This window comes from Ruegeria sp. BHSA191, assembly GCF_059613325.1.
In genome coordinates this window covers 116,796-137,652 of sequence record NZ_JBXWSH010000007.1, presented here as the reverse complement: position 1 = coordinate 137,652, position 20,857 = coordinate 116,796, and the positions used below count along the sequence as shown (strand labels likewise).

The following is a 20,857-nucleotide window of genomic DNA, read 5'->3' as shown; positions in this document are numbered from 1 at the left end:
ATCTTTGCGTCTCTGGCGAACAGGTGTGAATCGGTCACACCTCTCCCGTTGTCTTTGGCCGCGTTAGAAACCATATTCCGGGGGCTAGATAAAGCAAAATGCTTGCGTCAAACAGACGCTATTTTTGATCTGGATCAAATCCGAAAGGCCGCAACCAATGACTCACGCCCCGTTTCGCCCGTTCGAAACCGTTTTGCCGCAAGACGAGGCGCTGACCGTGCTGCGGTCGGCCACCGATGGCGCCGAGGACGGCGAACTGTTCGTCGAGCGCCGCAAGTCCGAATCTCTTGTCTTTGATGACGGTCGTCTGCGGTCGGCCTCGTACGATGCGTCCGAGGGGTTCGGCCTGCGGGCGGTTCAGGGTGAAGTGGCAGGATATGCCCATTCTACCGACGTATCCATCCCGGCATTGAAACGCGCGGCCGAAACCGCGCGGCTGGCCGTCGGGGATGGTGGAGGGACACTTGCCGCCTCACCGCGAGCGACGAACAAGAAGCTGTACACCGACGAGGACCCGATCGAATCCGCCAGCTTTCCGGTCAAGATCGAGACCCTGCACCAGATCGACAGCTTCGCCCGCGACCTTGATCCGCGCGTTGTTCAGGTAAGCGCGGTGATTGCCGCATCGGTTCAGGAGGTCGAAATCCTGCGCCCCGACGGAACCCTGGTGCGCGACGTACGCCCGATGACGCGGGTCAATGTCTCGGTCATCGTCGAGCAGAACGGCCGCCGCGAGAGCGGATCGGCCGGCGGCGGCGGACGGGTCGGGCTCGACGGGCTGATTGATCCGGCCGATTGGCAAGACAAGGCCCGCGAAGCCTTGCGCATTGCTTTGGTCAACCTTGACGCCGTTCCTGCTCCGGCCGGCGTGATGGAAGTCGCACTGGGCCCCGGCTGGCCTGGCATCCTGTTGCACGAGGCGATCGGCCACGGCTTGGAAGGAGATTTCAACCGCAAGGGCAGTTCGGCCTTCGCCGGGCTGATGGGGCAACGGATCGCCTCCAAGGGCGTGACCGTGGTGGATGACGGGACCATACCCGATCGCCGGGGCTCGATCACCGTGGATGATGAGGGCACGCCCAGTTCGCGCACCGTGCTGATCGAGGACGGGATCCTGACCGGCTACATGCAGGACCGCCAGAATGCGCGCCTGATGGGGGTGACCCCCACCGGCAACGGACGGCGGCAAAGCTATGCGCACAAGCCAATGCCGCGCATGACCAACACGATCATGCTGGGCGGCGATGCCAACCCGGCGGATCTGGTTGCCGAGATCAAGGACGGCATCTGGGCCGTGGGTTTCGGCGGCGGCCAGGTCGACATCACCAACGGCAAGTTCGTGTTCAGCTGCACCGAGGCCTACCGGGTCGAGAACGGCAAGATCGGCGCCCCGGTCAAGGGAGCGACGCTGATCGGCGACGGCCCGTCGGCGCTGAAGCGTATCCGGGGTCTGGGCAACGACATGGCATTGGATCCGGGCATGGGAACCTGCGGCAAGGACGGCCAGTGGGTTCCGGTCGGTGTGGGCCAACCCACAGTATTGATGGATGGCCTGACCGTGGGCGGGTCTGCCGCCTGAGGCGAATCAATGTCGGAGCGGCCTCGGCTCGGTTAACCGGGGCCGCCCTTCCAAACATTTCGCACCCGCGCGGACGCCAGGCAGGAAAAAAAATTTTGTTATCTTTTCAATATTATATCGACAATCACGCCTGAAACACTCGCCTTAACTCCTAAAATTTTTCGAGATTCACGCGCTGTTAACCCGGCCAGCCGTAAACCAGTTCTGCAATCAGGCGGAGCCACGGATGACCGAAGAGCAGCAATCTTCCATTCACCCCCCACTCCCACCCACCACGGAAGAGGACCGGTTTTCTTGGCTTCGTCTGATGCGTTCGCGCAAGGTCGGCCCGGCCACGTTCCGGCGCCTGCTGCACGAACATGGCTCGGCGCAGAATGCGCTGGCCGCGCTGCCGGAAGTGGCACGCGCTGCCGGAGTCAAAGGGTATGAAACATGCCCACCCGGCGTGATCGAGGCAGAGCTCAAGGCCGCAAAAGCCGCCAAAGCGCGGCTTTTGTGCCTTGGCTCGGCCGACTACCCCTCAATGCTGGCGGACTTGTCCGATGCGCCCCCCCTGCTTTGGGCAATTGGGGATACGTCAATCCTGCATCGGAAGATGATTGCCCTTGTCGGGGCTCGGAACTGTTCGTCGTTGGGCGCACGGATGGCCCGCGCACTGGCAGACGGGCTGGGCGCACAAGGCTATGTCGTGGTTTCGGGGTTGGCGCGGGGAATCGATACCGCTGCCCACAAGGCCGCGTTGGAATCTGGAACGGTCGCAGTGATGGCCGGTGGTGTCGACGTCATCTATCCGGCCGAGAACACGGATTTGGCCCGCGATATAGCGCTGCGGGGTCTGCGCCTGTCCGAACAGCCCATGGGCGTCACCCCGCAAGCCCGGCATTTTCCCCGTCGCAACCGGATCATCTCGGGCCTGGCGCAGGCGGTGGTGGTGGTCGAAGCCGCTGCCAAATCCGGCAGTCTGATCACTGCGCGCGACGCTCTGGACCAGGGGCGCGACGTGTTGGCCGTGCCGGGCCATCCGTTCGACGCGCGCGCGGCGGGGTGCAACCTGTTGATCCGCGAAGGCGCCACGCTGGTGCGATCGGTCGACGACGTGATCGAAGCTCTGCCTCCACAGACAACCGATCTGTTCGATGCGTCCGCTTCCCCGCAGCCCGCTCCGGATCACGTGCATCCGATTTCGACCGACGACTTGCAGGGCATAATCCTGTCGCGCCTTGGTCCTTCGCCGGTGGCCGAAGACCAACTGATCCGGGACGTGCAGGTTCCGGCCAGCGCCGTCGGCCCGATTCTGGTCGAACTGGAGCTGGCGGGGCGCATCCAAAGACAGGCGGGCGGGCTGTTGTCTCTGGCCGTCTGACCCGGGTTCGGTTTGTCGTTTCACCGGCTCGCAGCGCACCGGAATTCGGACGCGCAATACAGTGCATTGACAAATCCGCCTTGCCCTCCACATCTTGCACGGCCATACATGCCGCCCAATCCGTCGAGCGAGGTTTTAGACTAAATGCCTGTAGTTGTTGTAGAATCCCCGGCCAAGGCAAAAACGATCAACAAATATCTCGGCCCCGACTACACGGTTCTGGCTTCGTACGGCCATGTTCGCGACCTGCCTCCGAAAGACGGATCGGTCGATCCGGACCACGATTTTTCCATGAAATGGGAGGTCGCCGCCGACAGCCGCAAACACGTCAAGGCCATCGCGGATGCGCTCAAGGATGACAACGCGCTGATCCTGGCCACCGACCCCGACCGCGAGGGCGAGGCGATCAGCTGGCACCTGCAGGAGGCGCTGACCAAACGCCGCTCGATCAAGAAGGACACCGAGGTTCGGCGCGTGACCTTCAACGCCATCACCAAGGATGCGGTGACCAAGGCGATGCAGAACCCGCGCGAGGTCGACATGCCTCTGGTCGAGGCCTATCTGGCCCGGCGCGCACTGGACTATCTGGTCGGCTTCAACCTGTCGCCGGTTCTGTGGCGCAAACTGCCCGGCGCGAAATCGGCCGGACGCGTGCAATCAGTCTGCCTGCGCCTGATCGTCGAGCGCGAGATGGAGATCGAGGCGTTCAAGCCCGTCGAATACTGGTCGGTCAAGGCGCTGTTCGAAACGCCGCGCGGCCAAACCTATGAGGCGCGGCTGGTCACGCTGGCCGGCAAGAAGCTGGACAAGCATGACATCGCCAACGCCACCCAGGCCGAACTGGCAGTGCAGGCCATCACCAGCCGCGCGCTGAGCGTGACCTCGGTCGAGGCCAAGCCGGCCGCGCGCAACCCCAGCGCTCCGTTCATGACCTCGACCCTGCAGCAGGAAGCCAGCCGCAAGTTCGGTATGGGCGCGCGCCACACGATGCAGGTGGCCCAGCGTTTGTACGAGGCCGGGCACATTACCTATATGCGAACCGACGGCATCGACATGGCGCCCGAGGCCGTCGCGGCCACGCGGGACGCGATCAAGGACCGGTTCGGTGCCGAATACGTGCCGGACAGCCCGCGCATGTACAAGAACAAGGCCAAGAACGCGCAGGAAGCGCACGAATGCATCCGGCCCACGGACATGACCAAGGATGCGGCCGCCGTGAAACTGTCGGATGACGATCAGCGCAAGCTGTACGATCTGATCTGGAAACGTACGATCGCCTGCCAGATGGCGGCCGCGCGGCTGGAACGCACCACCGTCGAAATCGGCAGCGATGACGGTCAGGTCGGCCTGCGCGCCACCGGTCAGGTCGTGCTATTCGACGGCTTCATGCGCGTCTACGAGGAAGGCCGCGACGATGTCGAGGACGAGGATGACAAGCGTCTGCCCCAGATCATGCAGGGTGATCCGGCGCGCTTTGCCAAGACCACGCTGAAGGATCAGTTTGACAAGGCCACCGCCGACGGCGCGGACAAGAAGGCCATCCTGTCGGACAACCAAGCAGTTCTGGCGCTGCAACACCACACCCAGCCGCCGCCGCGCTATACCGAGGCGACCCTGGTCAAACGGATGGAAGAACTGGGTATCGGGCGACCCTCGACCTATGCCTCGATCGTCACCACGATTCAGGACCGCGGTTACGTGCGCAAGGACAAGAACCGCCTGATCCCCGAGGAAAAGGGCCGGATCGTCACGATCTTCTTGCTGAATTTCTTCCGTCAGTATGTGGGGTATGAATTCACCGCCAACCTCGAAGAGCAGCTGGACGAGGTGAGCGCCGGCGCCCGCGACTACAAGGACCTGCTATCCAAGTTCTGGCGCGATTTCTCGGCCGCGATCGCCGAGACGTCCGAGTTGCGGATTTCAGAAGTGCTCGACAAGCTGGACGAGGCGCTGGCCCCGCAGCTGTACCCCCCGCGCGAGGATGGCTCGGATCCGCGCATCTGCCCCAAATGCGGGGTCGGACGGCTGCACCTGAAAACCTCGCGGACCGGCGGATTCGTGGGCTGCGGGAACTATCCCGAATGCACCTATACCCGCCCCATCGCCGGTGAAGGCGCCGAGGGCGAGGAACGTCTGCTGGGCATGGATGGCGAAGATGAGATCTGGCTGAAATCCGGACGCTTCGGCCCCTATGTCCAGCGCGGCGAAGCCACGCCCGAGAACAAGAAACCGCCGCGCGCCTCTTTGCCGAAGGGCTGGAACAAGGATGCCATGGACCTTGAGAAGGCGCTGACCCTTCTGAGCCTGCCGCGCGAGATTGGCGAACACCCCGAGGGCGGTATGATCAGCGCCAATTTCGGGCGCTTCGGTCCCTATATCATGCACCAGCTACCGGACGAGGCGAAGCCGGTCTACGCCAATCTCAAGGATCCCAACGACGTGTTCGAAATCGGCATGAACCGGGCCGTCGAACTGTTGGCGGAAAAGCGCGCCAACCCCGGGCGGCGGGGACGGGCTGCGGCCAAACCGCTGAAGGAACTGGGCGAGCATCCCGATGGCGGCGCGATCCAGGTTCTGGACGGGCGCTATGGGCCTTATGTGAAGTGGGAAAAGGTCAACGCGACCCTGCCCAAGGACATCAAGCCCGAGGACGTTACGCCCGAAATGGCGGTGGAACTGGTCAATGAGAAGGCGGCCAAGAAAGGCACCCGCAAAAAGGCCGCGCCCAAGAAGAAAGCCACCAAGAAGAAAGCCAGCTGATCCAGGCCCCCGCGGGCGGTTAGGTAGAAATACCACCCGCCCGCAGGTTTCATTGACTTCCCAATGACGTGGCGGCACAACCTGCCCATCACCATGTCATTGGGGGAGTTTTCCATGAAGAAAGTCTATGCCAATGCCACCGAGGCCCTCGATGGGATACTTCGGGATGGCATGCTGATCGCGGCCGGCGGGTTCGGCCTGTGCGGCATTCCCGAATTGCTGCTGCAGGCGATCAAGGAGTCGGGCGTGAAGGATCTGACCTTTGCCTCGAACAACGCAGGCGTCGACGATTTCGGCATCGGCATTCTGCTGCAGACGCGGCAGGTCAAGAAGATGATCAGCTCGTATGTCGGTGAGAACGCCGAATTCATGCGCCAGTACCTGTCGGGCGAGCTTGAGCTGGAATTCACCCCACAAGGTACCTTGGCCGAGCGCATGCGCGCCGGCGGCGCGGGTATCCCGGGCTTCTATACGAAGACCGGCGTCGGCACCGTGATCGCCGAGGGCAAGGAGCACAAGGAGTTCAACGGCGAGACCTACATCCTCGAGGAGGGGATCTTTGCCGATCTGGCCATCGTCAAGGCATGGAAAGCCGACGACACCGGCAACTTGGTGTTCCGCAAGACCGCCCGCAACTTCAACGTGCCGGCGGCGACCTGCGGCAAGATCTGCGTGGCCGAGGTCGAAGAGATCGTGCCGCGCGGTTCGCTGGATCCCGACTGCATCCACCTGCCCGGCATCTATGTGCACCGGGTCATTCAAGGTCAGCACGAGAAGCGCATAGAACAGCGCACCACCCGCAATAAGGAGGAAGCGTAATGCCTTGGGATCGCAATCAGATGGCCGCGCGTGCGGCCGAGGAACTGGAAGACGGCATGTATGTGAACCTCGGCATCGGAATTCCGACGCTGGTGGCGAACTATGTGGGCGACAAGGACATCACCCTGCAATCGGAAAACGGCATGCTGGGCATGGGCCCCTTCCCCTATGAGGGCGAAGAAGACCCCGACCTGATCAACGCTGGCAAGCAGACCATCACCGAACTGCCCCGCACCGCCTATTTCGACAGCGCCACGTCTTTTGCCATGATCCGCGGCGGCAAGATCGCGGCGGCGATTTTGGGCGCGATGGAGGTCGACGAGAAGGGCGATCTGGCCAACTGGATGATTCCGGGCAAGCTGGTCAAGGGCATGGGCGGCGCGATGGACCTGGTGGCCGGGGTCGGACGGGTCATCGTGGTGATGGACCACACCAACAAGCACGGCGACAGCAAGGTGCTGAAGGAATGCACCCTGCCGCTGACCGGCAAGGGCGTGGTTGACCGCATCATCACCAACCTGGGCGTGCTGGACGTCGTCGAAGGCGGCCTGAAGATCGTAGAACTGGCCGATGGCGTCACCGAAGAAGACATGCGCGCGGCGACCGAGGCGACCATCGTCGCTTGACCCGGTTGGCGTTGGGAATTGAAAAGGCCCGCGATTGCGCGGGCCTTTTTCACTTCATGGTCTGAAACACGCAACCGTCGGAAACAAGATCGGGAGGTGTGGCGCACAAGGCGCGGGCGACCTGGAACGCCGCCAGCACCTTGGGCACATAGTCGCGGGTTTCAGCGTAAGGCGGCACGCCATTGTGTTTGCGCACTGCGCCCTCCCCCGCGTTGTAACCGGCCAGCACGAGGATCGGATCGCTCCCGAACTCTCCCATCAACCAGTCGAGATATTTCACGCCACCGGCAATGTTCTGCTCCGGCAGCATGCTGTCGGTCACCCCGAACCGCTTGGCGGTGGCGGGCATCAGCTGCATCAACCCCTGCGCCCCGGCCGAGCTGACGGCCGTCTCGCGTCCGCCGGACTCCACCGACATCACCGCCAGCACCAGAGCGGGCGATACCTTGGTGCCCACGGTCGAGCGCAGGATATCCACGCCGCGCTGCTCGACGATGCGCTGCAGTGTTTGAAGCCGCGGCGAAGCGACCCCGACCGTTGCCAGCGCCTGAAGCGCTGGATCCAGCCTTCCCGGACCAGCCTGGGCCATGTCAGGCGAAATCCTCGCCCAGAAGGCCTTGTATGCACCTTCGGGCGTTTTCTCGGGCTGGATCTGCGGAAGGTTGGCCGCCGGTACTTTGGTGCGGGCAATGATGTCGGGAACGACAAGCGTGGCGCCCGTGCTGGGGGCCGACGGCGCCTTGGCGTGTTCCTCGGCCGATATCTGGACGGTGACATGCGGACGCGTGCCCGGCTTGGGCGCCTTGATCCGTTTGTAGACACCGCGCGGTTCGATGTCGGTGGCCTGGGCCGGTGCAACGAAAGCTGCTGCAAACGCCAAAACGCCGGCGCATGTCAGTACGCTCGGGATTCTCATCTTACCTGCCTCTTCTTCTTTTGGCGTTGATTTGTTACGCGAATCCGCGCTGCGGGCCAGAAAAACCACATGAATTGGGGCGTTTTTGCCTCATTTGCCGCAATTTTGCATCGGAATACTCCCCGCCCCGAAGATATGAGAAAATTTTTTTTGTTATAATTCAGCGCGTTGAAAGAAAAATGACTAAAAAGTTAAGCGCGCGGAAGAAAATCATCTGTTTGGCCCAAATCCTGCCATGCGGGCAAGGCAAACATAACGCCATACCGAGACGGTCATGAGCAGACTGAGAGAGGACGCTCTGGAAAGACCCCGAGGTTTTATTAGCTTAGTGATCCTTTAGGAGGGACGTAACATGATCAAGCTCTTCAAGAAATTCCGCAACGACGAAAGCGGCGCCGTGACTGTTGACTGGGTCGTTCTGACCGCGGCCGTCGTGGGCCTGGGCACCGTTGCCTACACGCAGATCTCGGGCGGCGCGACCGGCCTGGCCACCAACGTGAACAGCGCTCTGAGCGGTGCAACCGTTTCGACCGGCACCAACGCCGGCGCAGCCGGTGGTATCACCACCGCAGGCACCGGCACCGGCGGCAGCTAAGCCCCGAAACATGCATTCTGGGCCGCGCCAAACTGGCGCGGCCTTTTTTTTAACCATAACGTAGGACTTCGTGTGTTGAACCGAGCATAGTTCCCCGCCCGGCCAACCTGCTGTCCGCCATGGACGGGCAGCCGGGTTGCACGAGGAGACGAAAGCAACGGTATGGTCGGCACCTGCTGCGCGGTTCGCGCAAGACACGGGACGCCGACGGTTAAGGGGTATACACAATGATCCGCTTTGCAAAAAAATTCATTCGCGATGAAGACGGCGCCGTCACAGTTGATTGGGTTGTCATAACCGCGCTGGTCGTGGGACTGTCGATGGTGACATATCTGGTCATTCAAACGGCCACCACCAACATGGGTGGCAACGTTGACACCGCTTTGAGCGGTTCAACCGTCAGCACTGGCACCAGCGCTGGAGGGAACGGCGGAATCGTGACCGCGGGCACCAGCGGAAGTTGAGGCCTCGAAACACTTCCCGGGTGAGTCTCGGGCATTGCCAAGGTTGACCAGACAGAATTTCGCGCGGCGCTTTGCTGCGCGGGGACGTCACTTGGAGCGTTTCCCCAACAACCCTGGCGAAAATCCGGAATTTGTCCCACATTTCGACACAATTCCGATTTATCAAATATGCTGTTTCAATGTCTTGTTTGGGCCGATACACGTGCGACCAACAAAATAAAGAGGTGAACGCATGCGAGCTGTTTTTGGACTTGTCCTGATCATCGGGGTCGCCCTAGCTGGTGGCGCGGTGTACATGGCCCGAAATTACATTGCCGAGTATCAAAACGCACTGGCCCGGGAAAAACAGGCGGCTCAAGAGGCGCTCGCGAATGCCAAAGTCAACGTGGTGCCAACCGTGGGCGTCATCGTCTCGACTCGCAAACTGAAATATGGTGAACCGCTGACCACCGAGGATGTGCGCGTGGTCGAATGGCCCGAAAACGCGATTCCCGAAGGCACGTTCACCGACATGACCGCGCTGTTCCCCGAAACGGGCCAGAACGAGCGGTTCGTTTTGCGTGCGATGGAAAAGGACGAGGCCATCATGGCGGTGAAGATCACCAAACCGGGTGAACCAGCCGGCCTGACCTCGTTGCTGGAAAAGGGCAAACGCGCCTTTGCCATCAGTGTGGACGTGGCCTCGGGCGTTTCGGGCTTCCTGCGCCCCGGGGATGTGGTCGATGTGTACTGGACCGGGTCGTTGCGGGGCGCGGTCGAGGGCGCGAACGGCGAGATCACGCGCCTGATCCAGCCGAATATCGAATTGATCGCCGTCGACCAGACGGCCGGTTCCGACGTGACGGGCACGACCATTGCCCGTACGGTGACGGTGGCCGCCACCCCCGAACAGATCGCGGCGCTGGCGCAGGCGCAAAACACCGGGCGGCTGTCGCTGGCTTTGGTGGGCGTACAGGATGAAACCGTCGCAAGCGCCATCGAAATGGACCAGCGTAAGCTGTTGGGCATCAAGGAGAGCGCACCAGCTCCGGTCAAGCAAGAGGAGAAGGTCTGCACCATTCGGACCCGCCGGGGCGATCAGATCGTAGAGACGCCGATCCCCTGCACAAACTGATGCTTGCTCAATAGCTTGCCAGCCAAATTCGGAATGAAGCCGCGCTTTGTGCGCGGCTTCTCTCGTTTTGGTTGTTGCCCATTCTCCACATAAGGAAAATTCCGGAAACCCTTGATTATTGCAATAAAACCCGAATTCGCGCACAGTTCGCCATCATAGGGCAATAGACCCACAAAAAACTGAGTGGTGATCGGAGAGGCAGGTCACATGACATTTCGTTCCTGGATTGGCGCAACCCTTTTGGGGGTAGCGCTTGTTACGAGCCCGGCCGGCTTCGATGCCGCTTGGGCCGAAAATCTTCGCGTGGTCAAGAAAGGTACGGCGGAAACGCTGGATGTGCCGATCAACCGCGCCATCGTGGTTGAAAGCGAAACACCTTTCGCGGAGCTCAGCATCGCGAATGCGGGCATCGCGGATATTTCGTCGCTTTCGGACCGCACCATCTATGTGTTGGGCAAGGCGCCCGGCATGACGACGCTGACCTTGTTCGACGGCGCCGGCAATCTGATCACCAATGTGAGTGTTCGGGTCGCACCGGACGTGACCGAATTCAAAGAGCGCCTGAGGCAGATTCTGCCAAACGAACCGATCGAGGTGCGCACCGCCAATGACGGGATCGTGCTGTCTGGCACGGTTTCCAGCTCGGCCAAGCTGGCGCGGGCACTGGAACTGGCCGAGCGCTACGCCCCCGAACGCGTATCGAACCTGATGAATGTCGGTGGTGTGCAGCAGGTCATGCTGAAGGTCCGCTTTGCCGAAATGAACCGCTCGGTGGCCAAGAACCTGTCAGCCTCACTGGGCTTTGGCGGCGGTGACGTGACCGGCGGCATCAACACTCTGAACAACCAGCCCGCCCTGACCAATGCCTTGGCCAACAGAATTCCGGTGGCCCAGTCCAATACGGGCGCCATCCTGTTCGGCTTCGGCGCGGGGTCGACCCAGGTTCGCCTGCTGCTCGAAGCGCTGGAAGCCAAAGGCTTGGCCCGCAGCTTGGCCGAACCGAACCTGTCGGCCCTGTCCGGCCAGGAGGCGACGTTCCTCGCCGGTGGCGAGGTTCCGATTCCCGTACCGCAGGATGACGGCGTGGTTGCCATCGAATACAAGGCCTTCGGCGTCGAGATCGACTTTGTGCCGCGGGTCGTTGACGGTGACCTGATCAACCTCGAGATGGCCGCGTCGGTGTCCAGCATCGACACCGGCTCGAACTTCACCATCAACGGCGACAACGTTCCCAGTTTCATCACGCGCCAGACCAGCACGACGGTTGAACTGCGCGACGGAGAAAGTTTTGCGATCGCGGGCCTGATCCAGGACGACTTTACCGACCTGAGCAATCAGATCCCCTGGCTGGGCGACGTTCCGGTGCTGGGCGCGTTGTTCCGAAGCGCCGAATACCAGCGCGAGCAGAGCGAACTGGTGATCATCATCACCGCGCATCTTGTGTCGCCGACGCGCGGCGAAGCGCTGGCCTTGCCCACGGATCGGGTCAAACCGCCAAGCGAATTCGACCTTTTCGTCAATGGTCGTGTAGCCCGCACCGAGCGCACGGGCAACGGCGCGGCGTCGGAAGTTGCCAAACAGGATTTCGGCAGCTCCTACGGCTATGTCCTGGACTGATAGGGAGGACAGACCAATGCAAAAGTGGATGATCACACTGGGTCTTGCAGTCGCGGTTGCCAACTGCACCCGAGAAGCCGGCTACGAGATCGACCAGGGCGCCTTTGGCAATGCGACCCTAAACAACGTTCAGGTCATGAACGGCGAGTTGTCCTATGGCCAGATCCTGGCTCAGCGCTTCGCGGCCGAGGTCCCGACCCAAATCAACTTTGCCTTCGACAGCGCCCAGTTGGACGAGTCGGCGCGCCGGATCCTCTTGCAGCAGGCCAACTGGATCAAACAGTTCCCCGAAGCCCGGTTCCGCGTCTATGGACACACGGATGCGGTCGGCTCGCAGAGCTACAACTACAACCTGGGTCTGCGCCGCGCGAATGCGGCGGTGAATTTCCTTGTTCAGCAGGGGATCTCACGCGCGCGCCTCGAGGCGTTGGTGTCGTTCGGCAAGACCAAGCCTTTGGTGGCGACACCGAATCGCGACCGCCGCAACCGGCGCACCGTGACCGAGGTATCCGGCCTTGTGGACCGCCATCCCAACATCCTGGATGGGAAATATGCCGAGGTCATCTATCGCGAGTATGTCGAAAGCGCGACCTACCCGAGCAAGTTGAGCCGCGAGACGGCGCTGGGCGAGACCAGCGAACAATAATTAGAAATCGGGCGACATCGTCGCCCGTTTCCCTACAATTGGTTTTTTTGCGCCCCATTCTTGCCCCAGTTCCAAGCGACATTGTGAACAATTGGGTGACCTGCGGCCGAAATTGGCCGCAACAGGGCGACAGCAAACCGACACACGATTCTCGACCGTATCGACGTTTGCTGCGCTCCTACGACGAGGATTGTGTTAATGACGAGCGCCACGCCGCAAAATGATGATACCGCCATTCTGGCATGTACGATCAGCCGGGACGTGCAGAACTTCGACCTGCTGATCGAGGACATGGAAACCGCCCTGGGTGAACGCTGGGGTGATCTTGGTTTTGCCGAAGCGCTTGCCTTTTTCAACCAACCCGAAGCCGAATCCCTTCAATTCGTGGCTCTGGCCATCGATGGCGAGGATGAAGACGATCTGACGCTGATGGGCGAGATCATCACGAAGGCCAAGGACAAAAACATCAAGGTTGTTCTGATCGCCGAAGACGTCACGCCGGCGGCGCTGCATCAACTGCTGCGCAAGGGGGCGGACGAGTTCGTTCCCTACCCTCTGCCGGAAAACGAGTTGCAAGAAGCCATCGACCGTATGAACCAGCCCGATCCCGAACCGGTGCCGCAACCAACCGCCGTGCCGCTGGCGGCCGGGTCGCCGAAGGAAGGCGCGCTTCTGGTGGTTCAAGGATTGGCCGGCGGCGTCGGCGCCACGACCATGGCGGTGAACCTTGCCTGGGAACTTGCGACCGTTTCGGGCAAGGATGCCCCTCGGGTCTGCCTGATCGACCTTGATCTTCAGTACGGGACCGTATCGACCTATCTGGATCTTCCCCGCCGCGAAGCCGTGTTCGAGATGCTGTCGGACACCGCCGCCATGGATGATGACGTGTTCGCACAGGCGCTGCAGAAATTTGATGACAAGCTCGACGTGCTGACGGCCCCGTCGGACATGGTGCCGCTGGACCTGCTCACGCCCGAAGATATTCAGCGCGTGATCGACATGGCCCGCAAACACTATGACTACGTTCTGATCGACATGCCCAAGACGCTGGTGCATTGGTCCGAAACGGTGTTGCAGGCTGCACATGTGTATTTCGCCCTAATCGAACTCGACATGCGCTCGGCCCAGAACGCGCTGCGTCTCAAGCGGGCGCTTCAGGCCGAGGAACTGCCCTTCAACAAGTTGCGTTTCGCGCTGAACCGCGCGCCGAAATTCACCGATCTCAATGGCAAGAGCCGGGTCAAGCGCATGGGCGAAAGCCTGGGCATTTCAATCGACCTGCAGCTGCCGGATGGTGGCAAACCGGTTCTTCAGGCCGGCGATCACGGATTGCCGCTGGCCAATTCCGCCGCCAAGAACCCGCTGCGTCGGGAAATCGCCAAACTTGCTCAGTCATTGCACAGCCTCGGCAGCAACAGCGCCGAGGCCGCATAATCACAGCCCCCAAGGGGAGGAGCCGCCGTGTTTTCACGATACAAGAAGCAACCAGCCGCTCAGCCGGTGGCCACGCCGACCGAGACCGCCAAGTCTCCGGAAGCACCTGCGAGCTCGGCCCAGCCGTCATCTTCGACGGCCGTCGCGCGCAAGCCCGCGGTCAAAAAACAGGGCGAAGTCAAGGGAATGGACCGCGAGCGCAAGCGCAAAGAGCGTCTGAGCGAAATCAAGATCGAGCTGCATCGCGAGCTTCTGGAAAACCTGAACCTGGCTGCGCTGGAAAACGCGTCCGAGGCGGAACTTCGGGCCGAGATCAGCGCCATCGCAAGCGAAGTCCTGGAAGCCAAGAACATCGTTCTTAACCGCGAAGACCGCTCGCAGCTGAACAAAGAGCTGTATGACGAGGTGACCGGACTCGGTCCTCTGGAAACGCTGCTGCAGGACGACACGGTCAGCGATATTCTGGTCAACGGCCCGCATCAGATCTTTGTCGAACGGTTCGGCAAGCTAGAGTTGAGCGACGTCACCTTCAAGGATGAAAAGCACCTGATGCGGATCATCGACAAGATCGTGTCGGCCGTGGGCCGGCGTGTCGATGAGTCGAACCCCTATGTCGACGCCCGCCTGGCAGATGGGTCGCGTTTCAACGCAATGGTCCCCCCTATCGCGGTGGATGGATCGCTGGTGTCGATCCGGAAATTCAAGAAAGACAAGCTCAGCATCGACGACCTTGTGAAATTCGGCGCCTTTACCGAGGAAATGGCCGCTTATCTTCAGGCCGCGGTGTCCACCCGCCTGAACATCATCGTGTCGGGTGGTACCGGCTCGGGTAAGACCACCACGCTGAACGCTTTGTCCAGCTTCATCGACGATGCCGAACGCATCCTGACCATCGAGGACACGGCGGAACTGCAGCTGCAGCAGACCCATGTTGGCCGGATGGAAAGCCGCCCGCCCAACGTGGAAGGCAAGGGCGAAGTCAGCCCGCGCGACTGTCTAAAGAACGCCCTGCGGATGCGCCCCGACCGCATCATCGTCGGCGAGACACGCGGCGCCGAGGTGATCGACATGTTGCAGGCCATGAACACCGGCCACGACGGCTCGATGACCACGATCCACGCCAACTCGGCCCGCGACGGTATCTCGCGTCTGGAAAACATGATCGCGATGGCCGGGATCGAAATGCCGATCAAGGCCGTGCGCAGCCAGATCGCAAGCGCCGTGAACCTGATCGTGCAGGCCAGCCGCCTGCAGGACGGCTCGCGCCGCATGACCTCGATCACCGAGATTACAGGCATGGAAGGTGACGTGATCTCGATGCAGGAAATCTTTCGTTTTCAACGCGTTGGCCTGACACCCGACAACAAGATCATCGGTCACTTCACGGCCACGGGCGTACGCAGCCACTATTCGGAACGGTTCCGTCTTTGGGGGTATGACCTGCCCGCATCGATCTATGAACCGACGACCATGTAGGAGAGCCGGACATGCAACTGCCTACCGAGGCGCTCATCTATGTCGCGATCTTCGTCGGGGTTTTGGCGCTGGTCGAGGGCATCTATCTGGTGGCTTTCGGCAAGTCCATCAGCCTGAACAGCAAGGTCAATCGCCGTCTGGACATGCTTGACAAGGGTGTCGGCCGCGAACAGGTGCTGGAACAGCTGCGCAAGGAAATGCAGCAGCACATGAAATCGCAGAGCATCCCGCTCTACTCCCTGTTGGCCGACAAGGCGCAAAAGGCAGCGATCGCCTTCAGCCCGCGCCAATTGATCATGATGATGGCCCTGCTGTCGATCGTTGCCTTCATGGGGCTGAGCATCGGCACCCGCACCGAGACACTGTTGCGGGTTGCGCTGTCGGTGGCGATCGGGGTCGGTGCGGTCTATGCTTGGGTGAACAGCAAGGCCAAAAAGCGGATGGCCATGCTGGAGGAACAACTGCCGGATGCGGTCGAACTGATGGTGCGCTCGCTGCGGGTGGGCAACCCGTTCGTATCGTCCGTCCAGATCGTCGCCAACGAGGTCGAGGACCCGTTGGGTACCGAATTTGGTGTGATCGCCGACGAATGCGCCTATGGCCGCGACGTGGGCGAAGCGCTCAAGGACATGGCCGAGCGTCTGGACATGCAGGACCTTCGCTTCTTGGCCGTTGCGGTGGGTATTCAACAGCAGTCCGGCGGCAACCTGGCCGAAATCCTTGCCGGTCTTGCCAAGGTGATCCGGGCCCGCTTCCGTCTGTTTCGGCGCGTCAAGGCCATCACCGCCGAGGCACAATGGTCGGGCAAGTTTCTGTCAGGGTTCCCTGTCGGCTGCCTGCTGTTTATCCTGGTGAAGGACCCAAATTATTATGACTCGGTCCTTGATCACCCGTGGTTCATCCCGGCCTGCTTCGTTGTCGGCATCATGCTGACCTTGAACCTGATCGTGATGCGCATACTCACCAACATCAAGGTCTGAAGGGGCAAGCATGGAAATCCTGAACCAAATCAATGATTTTCTGACCCAGCAGTTGGGAGAGTTCGGGCCGCTGATCGTCGTGGGCGTGCTGGGCCTGTTCATGATCCTAATCACCATCCCCATTCTGCTGAACCAGCCCGAAGACCCCCTGAAGAAGCTGCAGCGCGCCAACGCGGCGCCCAAGCGCGAAAAAAAGAGCAAAAAGGACCAGCTGCGCAATTCAAGCCGCAACGAACAGCTGGAGAAATTCGCCAACTTTCTTGAGCCGAAGGACCAGGAAGAATATTCCGCCATGGAACTCAAGCTGCGTCAGGCCGGTTACCGGTCGAAGGACGCGGTTCGGTTCTTCCATTTTGCGCAGTTCGCTTTGGGAATTTCCGGCATCATCATCGGGGTGTTGCTGGTCACCGTGTTCAACAACGGGCAGGAATTTACCGGCCAGCAGATGATGATCCGCGTGCTGGTGCCCGGTGCCATCGGCTATTACATCCCCAAATACTGGATCACGCGCCGCATCGAAGAACGCAAAGAAGCCATCACCGCCGGCTTCCCCGATACGCTTGACCTGATGCTTGTCTGCGTGGAAGCGGGTCAGTCGCTGGATCAGGCCATCGTTCGCGTGGCGTCCGAAATGCAATCATCCTATCCGGAAATCGCCCAGGAATTTGAAACCGTTGCCTACGAAATGAAGGCGGGCAAGGACAAGGACACGGTTCTACGCGACTTCGGCACCCGCTGCGGCGTGCAGGACGTCAGCTCGTTCGTGACCGTGATGATCCAATCGGCGACTTTCGGCACCTCGATCGCCGATGCATTGCGGGTCTATGCGGGCGAGATGCGTGACAAGCGGGTTATGCGCGCGGAAGAGGCCGCAAACAAGTTGCCAACCAAAATGACGCTTGCCACAATGATGCTGACGGTCCCGCCGCTGCTGATCATTCTGATCGGGCCTTCGGCCAAGGGGATCATGGACTTTACGAACATGAGCAAATAGCCGGATGCAGACGTCGCTGCTTCGCGTCACAAGAACAGGGATTTTCATCCTGACAACCACCGCGGCCGCATCCGCGGTGGTTTCGTGTACCGAGACAGGCCTGACCCAAGGCCCCTACCCCCCGGGGATCGACCCCAAGGGCGGCCCGGTCGACGAAGTTGCCGTCGGCAACCGCCTGATGGCCGCCGGAGAATACGAACTGGCGCTGGAGTCTTTCACCCGCGCGGCGCTGGTCGAAGGGATGACCGCCGAGATCCTGACCTCGATCGGCACCGCCAATCTTGGGCTCAGGCGTCTTGGCCAGGCGGAACCGCTGTTGCGCGAAGCCGTGGAGAAAGACCCGGAATGGCCGATCGCCTGGAACAATCTGGGCGTGTTGCTGATGGAAACCGGTGAATATGCCGAAGCCTCGCAGGTGTTCCAACGGGCCTATGCGCTGGACAATGGCGAAAGTGACGCAATCCGGGACAATCTGCGCTTGGCACTCGCAAAAATGGAAAATCCTGTTAATAATACTACGCAAGAACAAGAATTCCGGCTTGAGCAACAAGGGGATGGGGCATTCCTGTTGCGCAGGAACCGATAACAGAGGCACGAGCAGCAAGGGACGCAAAAATGCGCCACAGCTTTCTGATTCCCACAGTCGCGGCATGCGGGCTGATCTTGACGGCCTGCGCCAAGGAAACCGAGCAGGAAAAGGTCGAACGCACGTTCCAGGAAGTGAACGTCATCGACGAGACCAACCTGAACGACGTGATGTTGAATGCGTCGAACCCGGACGAGGCCGTCACCTATTTCCAGGGCGCCGCCAGCAAGAACCCCGACCGGATCGACCTGCAGCGTGGGCTGGCCATTTCTCTGGTTCGCGCCAAACGCAGCACCGAAGCCGCGGTCGCGTGGAAACGCGTGACCACGATGCCCGGTGCCACCAGCGCTGACAGGGTGGAATATGCGGATGCGCTGGTCCGCAGCGGAAACTGGAAAGATGCCAAGGCAGTCCTTGATTCCGTGCCGCCGACGCACGAGACTTTTAAGCGATACCGCCTCGAAGCCTTGGTCGCCGATGCCAACAAGGATTGGAAACGCGCCGATCATTTCTATGAGACTGCCGTGGGTCTGACGACCCGACCGGCCGGTGTCATGAACAATTGGGGGTATTCCAAACTGAGCCGCGGCCAGTATGCCGAAGCCGAGCGGCTGTTCACCGAGGCCATCCGCCAGGACAAAAACCTGTTCACCGCCAAGAACAATTTGGTCTTGGCCCGAGCCGCACAGGGCAACTATTCCATGCCCGTGATTCCCATGACCCAGGCTGAACGGGCCGAGTTGTTGAACACGATGGCGATCTCGGCCGTCAAGCGCGGCGACGTGAACCTGGCAAAGAACCTGTTCCGCGAGGCCATCGCGACGCACCCGCAGTATTTCGACGAGGCGGTGCGATCGTTGCGCGCACTCGAGGAAGCCTGATAGATGACCATCCCTTCTGCCGCGGCACTGTGGTTCTTGCCCTTTGTCCTGCCCATTTGCCTGTATGTCGCCTTTACCGACATGCGTGAGATGCGCATCAAGAACCACGCGGTCGTCGCCTTGGCGGCCGTGTTCGCGGTGGTGGGCCTGATCGCGGTTCCACCCTGGTCGGGCGATTGGCTGCCCGGAACGCTTGGCCCGCTGTCCTTTTCGCTGCCGGTCTACGCCTGGCAGTTGTATCACCTGATCGTAGTCCTGTTTCTTGGCATCCTGCTGAACGCCGCAGGCGTCATGGGGGCCGGTGACGCCAAATTCTGCGCCGCCGCCGCCCCCTATGTTTGGTTGGGCGACCTTCTGTCGGTTGCCGCCATCCTGATGGCCACGGTCTTGGCAGCGTTCACGACCCACCGACTGGCGAAACATTCCGGCTTGCGCCGGTTCGCGCCAGAATGGGAAAGCTGGGACCAGGGCAAGAAATTCCCTATGGGTCTGGCGCTTGCCGGGGCTCTGGCCATCTACCTAATTCTCGGCGCCATTTACGGTTCTTAAACCGTCTTTCCTGCGCCGCGCCCGCGCCATTGTGCTGCCACAAAGCTGCGCCAGATTTTCCACATCCGCCCCTTAACGGGGGACTATCGTGTGACATTTTGATGGACGAGCAGCGCTCATGAATATGCAGACCACTTCCGTGATGGCCCCCCCTTCCCCGAAAGGGCTGGAGGAAATGCAGCTTCCGCTGGTGATGATGCGGGACATCCTTCTCAAGACCATCTTCCGCAAGAATGTCGACACGGTCACACAGATTTCCCAGGCGGTCTGCTTGCCGGCATCGGTCACGCAGGAACTGGTCGATATCGCCCGCGAACAAAAACTGCTCGAGGCGACCGGCACGCTGAACGCCAACAGCGGAAACGAGATGGGCTATCAACTGACCGATGCCGGCAAGGCGCGGGCGCTGGATGCGCTGAGCCAGTCCGAGTATTTCGGCGCTATGCCCGTGCCGCTGGATGTCTATCGCGAACAGGTCAAGCGCCAGTCGATCCGCAACATCCAAGTCACCCGCGAGCAACTGACCAGCGCCATGGGTCATCTTGTCCTGCCCGACAGCCTTCTGGACCATCTGGGGCCGGCGGTCAGCGCTGGCCGGTCGATCCTGATGTATGGTCCGCCGGGCAACGGTAAGTCCTCAATCTCGAACGGGATTCGCGATGCGTTGGGCGACAATGTTTATGTGCCGCGCGCGATCGAATATGCCGGCCAGGTGATTACCGTCTATGATCCGATCGTGCACAACGCGATCGAAGACGAACCCGACGACCCCAACAGCCTGCGCCGCCGCAAGCGGTTCGACTCGCGCTATGTTAAATGTGAACGCCCCACGGTGATCACCGGCGGTGAACTGTCGCTGAGCATGCTGGACCTGGTCTACAACCCTACGGCACGCACCTATCAGGCGCCGCTGCAGCTGAAATCGACCGGCGGCATCTTCATCGTGGACGACCTTGGCCGCCAGGCCGAGCCGCCGCAGGCCCTGATCAACCGGTGGATCGTTCCGCTGGAAGAAGGCAAGGACATTCTGGGTCTTCAGTCTGGTGAAAAGTTCGAGGTGCCCTTCGACACGCTGGTCATCTTCTCGACCAACTTTCACCCCAACGAGATCTTCGACCAGGCCGCGCTGCGCCGGATCTTCTTCAAGATCAAAATTGACGGCCCGAACCAGGAAAACTTCCTGAAGATCTTTGCCATGGTCGCCCGCAAGCGCGGAATGCCGCTGGACGAGGCCGCCCTGGTGCATCTGTTGAAAGTCAAATACCCGACCATCAACAATGTTTATGCGAACTATCAGCCGATCTTCCTGATCGACCAGATGATCTCGATCTGCGAGTTCGAGGGCATCCCCTATCAGATGAGCCCCGAATTGATCGACCGCGCCTGGGCGAACATGTTCGTCAAGGACGAGAAAATCGTCAAATAAGACGATCCCAAACCGCATTCCGCTTTGACAAC

19 protein-coding genes are annotated in these 20,857 nt (G+C 60.8%); 18 read left to right on the top strand and 1 reads right to left on the bottom strand.

All coding sequences use genetic code 11. The features are described 5' to 3' along the window. Positions 1 to 157: 157 nt before the first annotated feature. The 5 genes from tldD (at position 158) to AC2FNS_RS09825 (ending at position 7,147) form a co-directional block, all read left to right on the top strand. Positions 158 to 1,579 (top strand): metalloprotease TldD, encoded by a 1,422-nt coding sequence (gene tldD / locus AC2FNS_RS09845; protein WP_496681426.1) that lies wholly within the window; start codon positions 158 to 160, stop codon positions 1,577 to 1,579. A 226-nt stretch (positions 1,580 to 1,805) separates the two neighbouring features. Beyond that, positions 1,806 to 2,942 carry a DNA-processing protein DprA gene (gene dprA, locus AC2FNS_RS09840; protein ID WP_496681423.1) on the top strand — a complete coding sequence of 379 codons (1,137 nt, stop codon included), beginning with the start codon at positions 1,806 to 1,808 and terminating at the stop codon, positions 2,940 to 2,942. A gap of 144 nt (positions 2,943 to 3,086) precedes the next feature. After that, positions 3,087 to 5,702: a type I DNA topoisomerase gene (topA, locus tag AC2FNS_RS09835; RefSeq protein WP_496713084.1), complete on the top strand. Its 2,616-nt coding sequence runs from the start codon at positions 3,087 to 3,089 to the stop codon at positions 5,700 to 5,702. Positions 5,703 to 5,816: 114 nt separating this feature from the next. Then, positions 5,817 to 6,521 (top strand): CoA transferase subunit A, encoded by a 705-nt coding sequence (locus tag AC2FNS_RS09830; RefSeq protein WP_496713086.1) that lies wholly within the window; start codon positions 5,817 to 5,819, stop codon positions 6,519 to 6,521. Further along, entirely contained in the window at positions 6,521 to 7,147 is a 627-nt protein-coding gene (locus AC2FNS_RS09825) for a 3-oxoacid CoA-transferase subunit B (protein WP_490361858.1), read from the top strand. Before AC2FNS_RS09830 ends, AC2FNS_RS09825 begins: the two co-directional genes overlap by 1 nt. Positions 7,148 to 7,196: 49 nt before the next feature. Here AC2FNS_RS09825 and AC2FNS_RS09820 read toward each other — a convergent pair whose 3' ends face one another. Continuing rightward, on the bottom strand, positions 7,197 to 8,063 hold the full coding sequence (locus tag AC2FNS_RS09820) for a lytic transglycosylase domain-containing protein (RefSeq protein WP_496743389.1): 867 nt from the start codon (positions 8,061 to 8,063) through the stop codon (positions 7,197 to 7,199). Between the two features lie 352 nt (positions 8,064 to 8,415). Here AC2FNS_RS09820 and AC2FNS_RS09815 point away from each other — a divergent pair, with 352 nt between their 5' ends. The 13 genes from AC2FNS_RS09815 to AC2FNS_RS09755 all read left to right on the top strand — a co-directional run bounded on the left by AC2FNS_RS09815 (position 8,416) and on the right by AC2FNS_RS09755 (position 20,825). Next, a complete protein-coding gene (locus AC2FNS_RS09815; protein ID WP_496681414.1) occupies positions 8,416 to 8,658 on the top strand; it encodes a Flp family type IVb pilin in 243 nt (80 codons plus the stop codon). Positions 8,659 to 8,885: 227 nt separating this feature from the next. Further along, the gene (locus AC2FNS_RS09810) at positions 8,886 to 9,122 is read left to right on the top strand and encodes a Flp family type IVb pilin (protein WP_496711366.1); all 237 of its coding nucleotides are present in this window, start codon (positions 8,886 to 8,888) and stop codon (positions 9,120 to 9,122) included. A 232-nt stretch (positions 9,123 to 9,354) separates the two neighbouring features. Then, complete coding sequence (gene cpaB, locus AC2FNS_RS09805) at positions 9,355 to 10,236, top strand: Flp pilus assembly protein CpaB (protein WP_496681410.1); 882 nt, start codon at positions 9,355 to 9,357, stop codon at positions 10,234 to 10,236. Positions 10,237 to 10,443: 207 nt separating this feature from the next. After that, a complete protein-coding gene (locus AC2FNS_RS09800; RefSeq protein WP_496711365.1) occupies positions 10,444 to 11,853 on the top strand; it encodes a type II and III secretion system protein family protein in 1,410 nt (469 codons plus the stop codon). Between the two features lie 16 nt (positions 11,854 to 11,869). Then, complete coding sequence (locus tag AC2FNS_RS09795) at positions 11,870 to 12,499, top strand: OmpA family protein (RefSeq protein ID WP_496681407.1); 630 nt, start codon at positions 11,870 to 11,872, stop codon at positions 12,497 to 12,499. 198 nt (positions 12,500 to 12,697) lie between these two features. Further along, a complete protein-coding gene (locus AC2FNS_RS09790; RefSeq protein WP_496711364.1) occupies positions 12,698 to 13,933 on the top strand; it encodes a CpaE/TadZ family protein in 1,236 nt (411 codons plus the stop codon). 27 nt (positions 13,934 to 13,960) lie between these two features. Beyond that, the gene (locus AC2FNS_RS09785) at positions 13,961 to 15,409 is read left to right on the top strand and encodes a TadA family conjugal transfer-associated ATPase (RefSeq protein ID WP_496681403.1); all 1,449 of its coding nucleotides are present in this window, start codon (positions 13,961 to 13,963) and stop codon (positions 15,407 to 15,409) included. Between the two features lie 11 nt (positions 15,410 to 15,420). After that, entirely contained in the window at positions 15,421 to 16,389 is a 969-nt protein-coding gene (locus AC2FNS_RS09780; protein WP_496681400.1) for a type II secretion system F family protein, read from the top strand. Between the two features lie 10 nt (positions 16,390 to 16,399). Then, a complete protein-coding gene (locus AC2FNS_RS09775) occupies positions 16,400 to 17,383 on the top strand; it encodes a type II secretion system F family protein (protein ID WP_496688411.1) in 984 nt (327 codons plus the stop codon). Between the two features lie 4 nt (positions 17,384 to 17,387). Next, a complete protein-coding gene (locus tag AC2FNS_RS09770; RefSeq protein WP_496688409.1) occupies positions 17,388 to 17,969 on the top strand; it encodes a tetratricopeptide repeat protein in 582 nt (193 codons plus the stop codon). Between the two features lie 29 nt (positions 17,970 to 17,998). Continuing rightward, positions 17,999 to 18,850, top strand: coding sequence for a tetratricopeptide repeat protein (locus tag AC2FNS_RS09765; protein WP_496688407.1), 852 nt, complete (start codon positions 17,999 to 18,001; stop codon positions 18,848 to 18,850). Between the two features lie 3 nt (positions 18,851 to 18,853). Then, complete coding sequence (locus AC2FNS_RS09760) at positions 18,854 to 19,399, top strand: prepilin peptidase (protein ID WP_496711363.1); 546 nt, start codon at positions 18,854 to 18,856, stop codon at positions 19,397 to 19,399. A gap of 118 nt (positions 19,400 to 19,517) precedes the next feature. After that, entirely contained in the window at positions 19,518 to 20,825 is a 1,308-nt protein-coding gene (locus tag AC2FNS_RS09755; RefSeq protein ID WP_496711362.1) for a DUF8689 domain-containing protein, read from the top strand. Positions 20,826 to 20,857 lie beyond the last annotated feature (32 nt).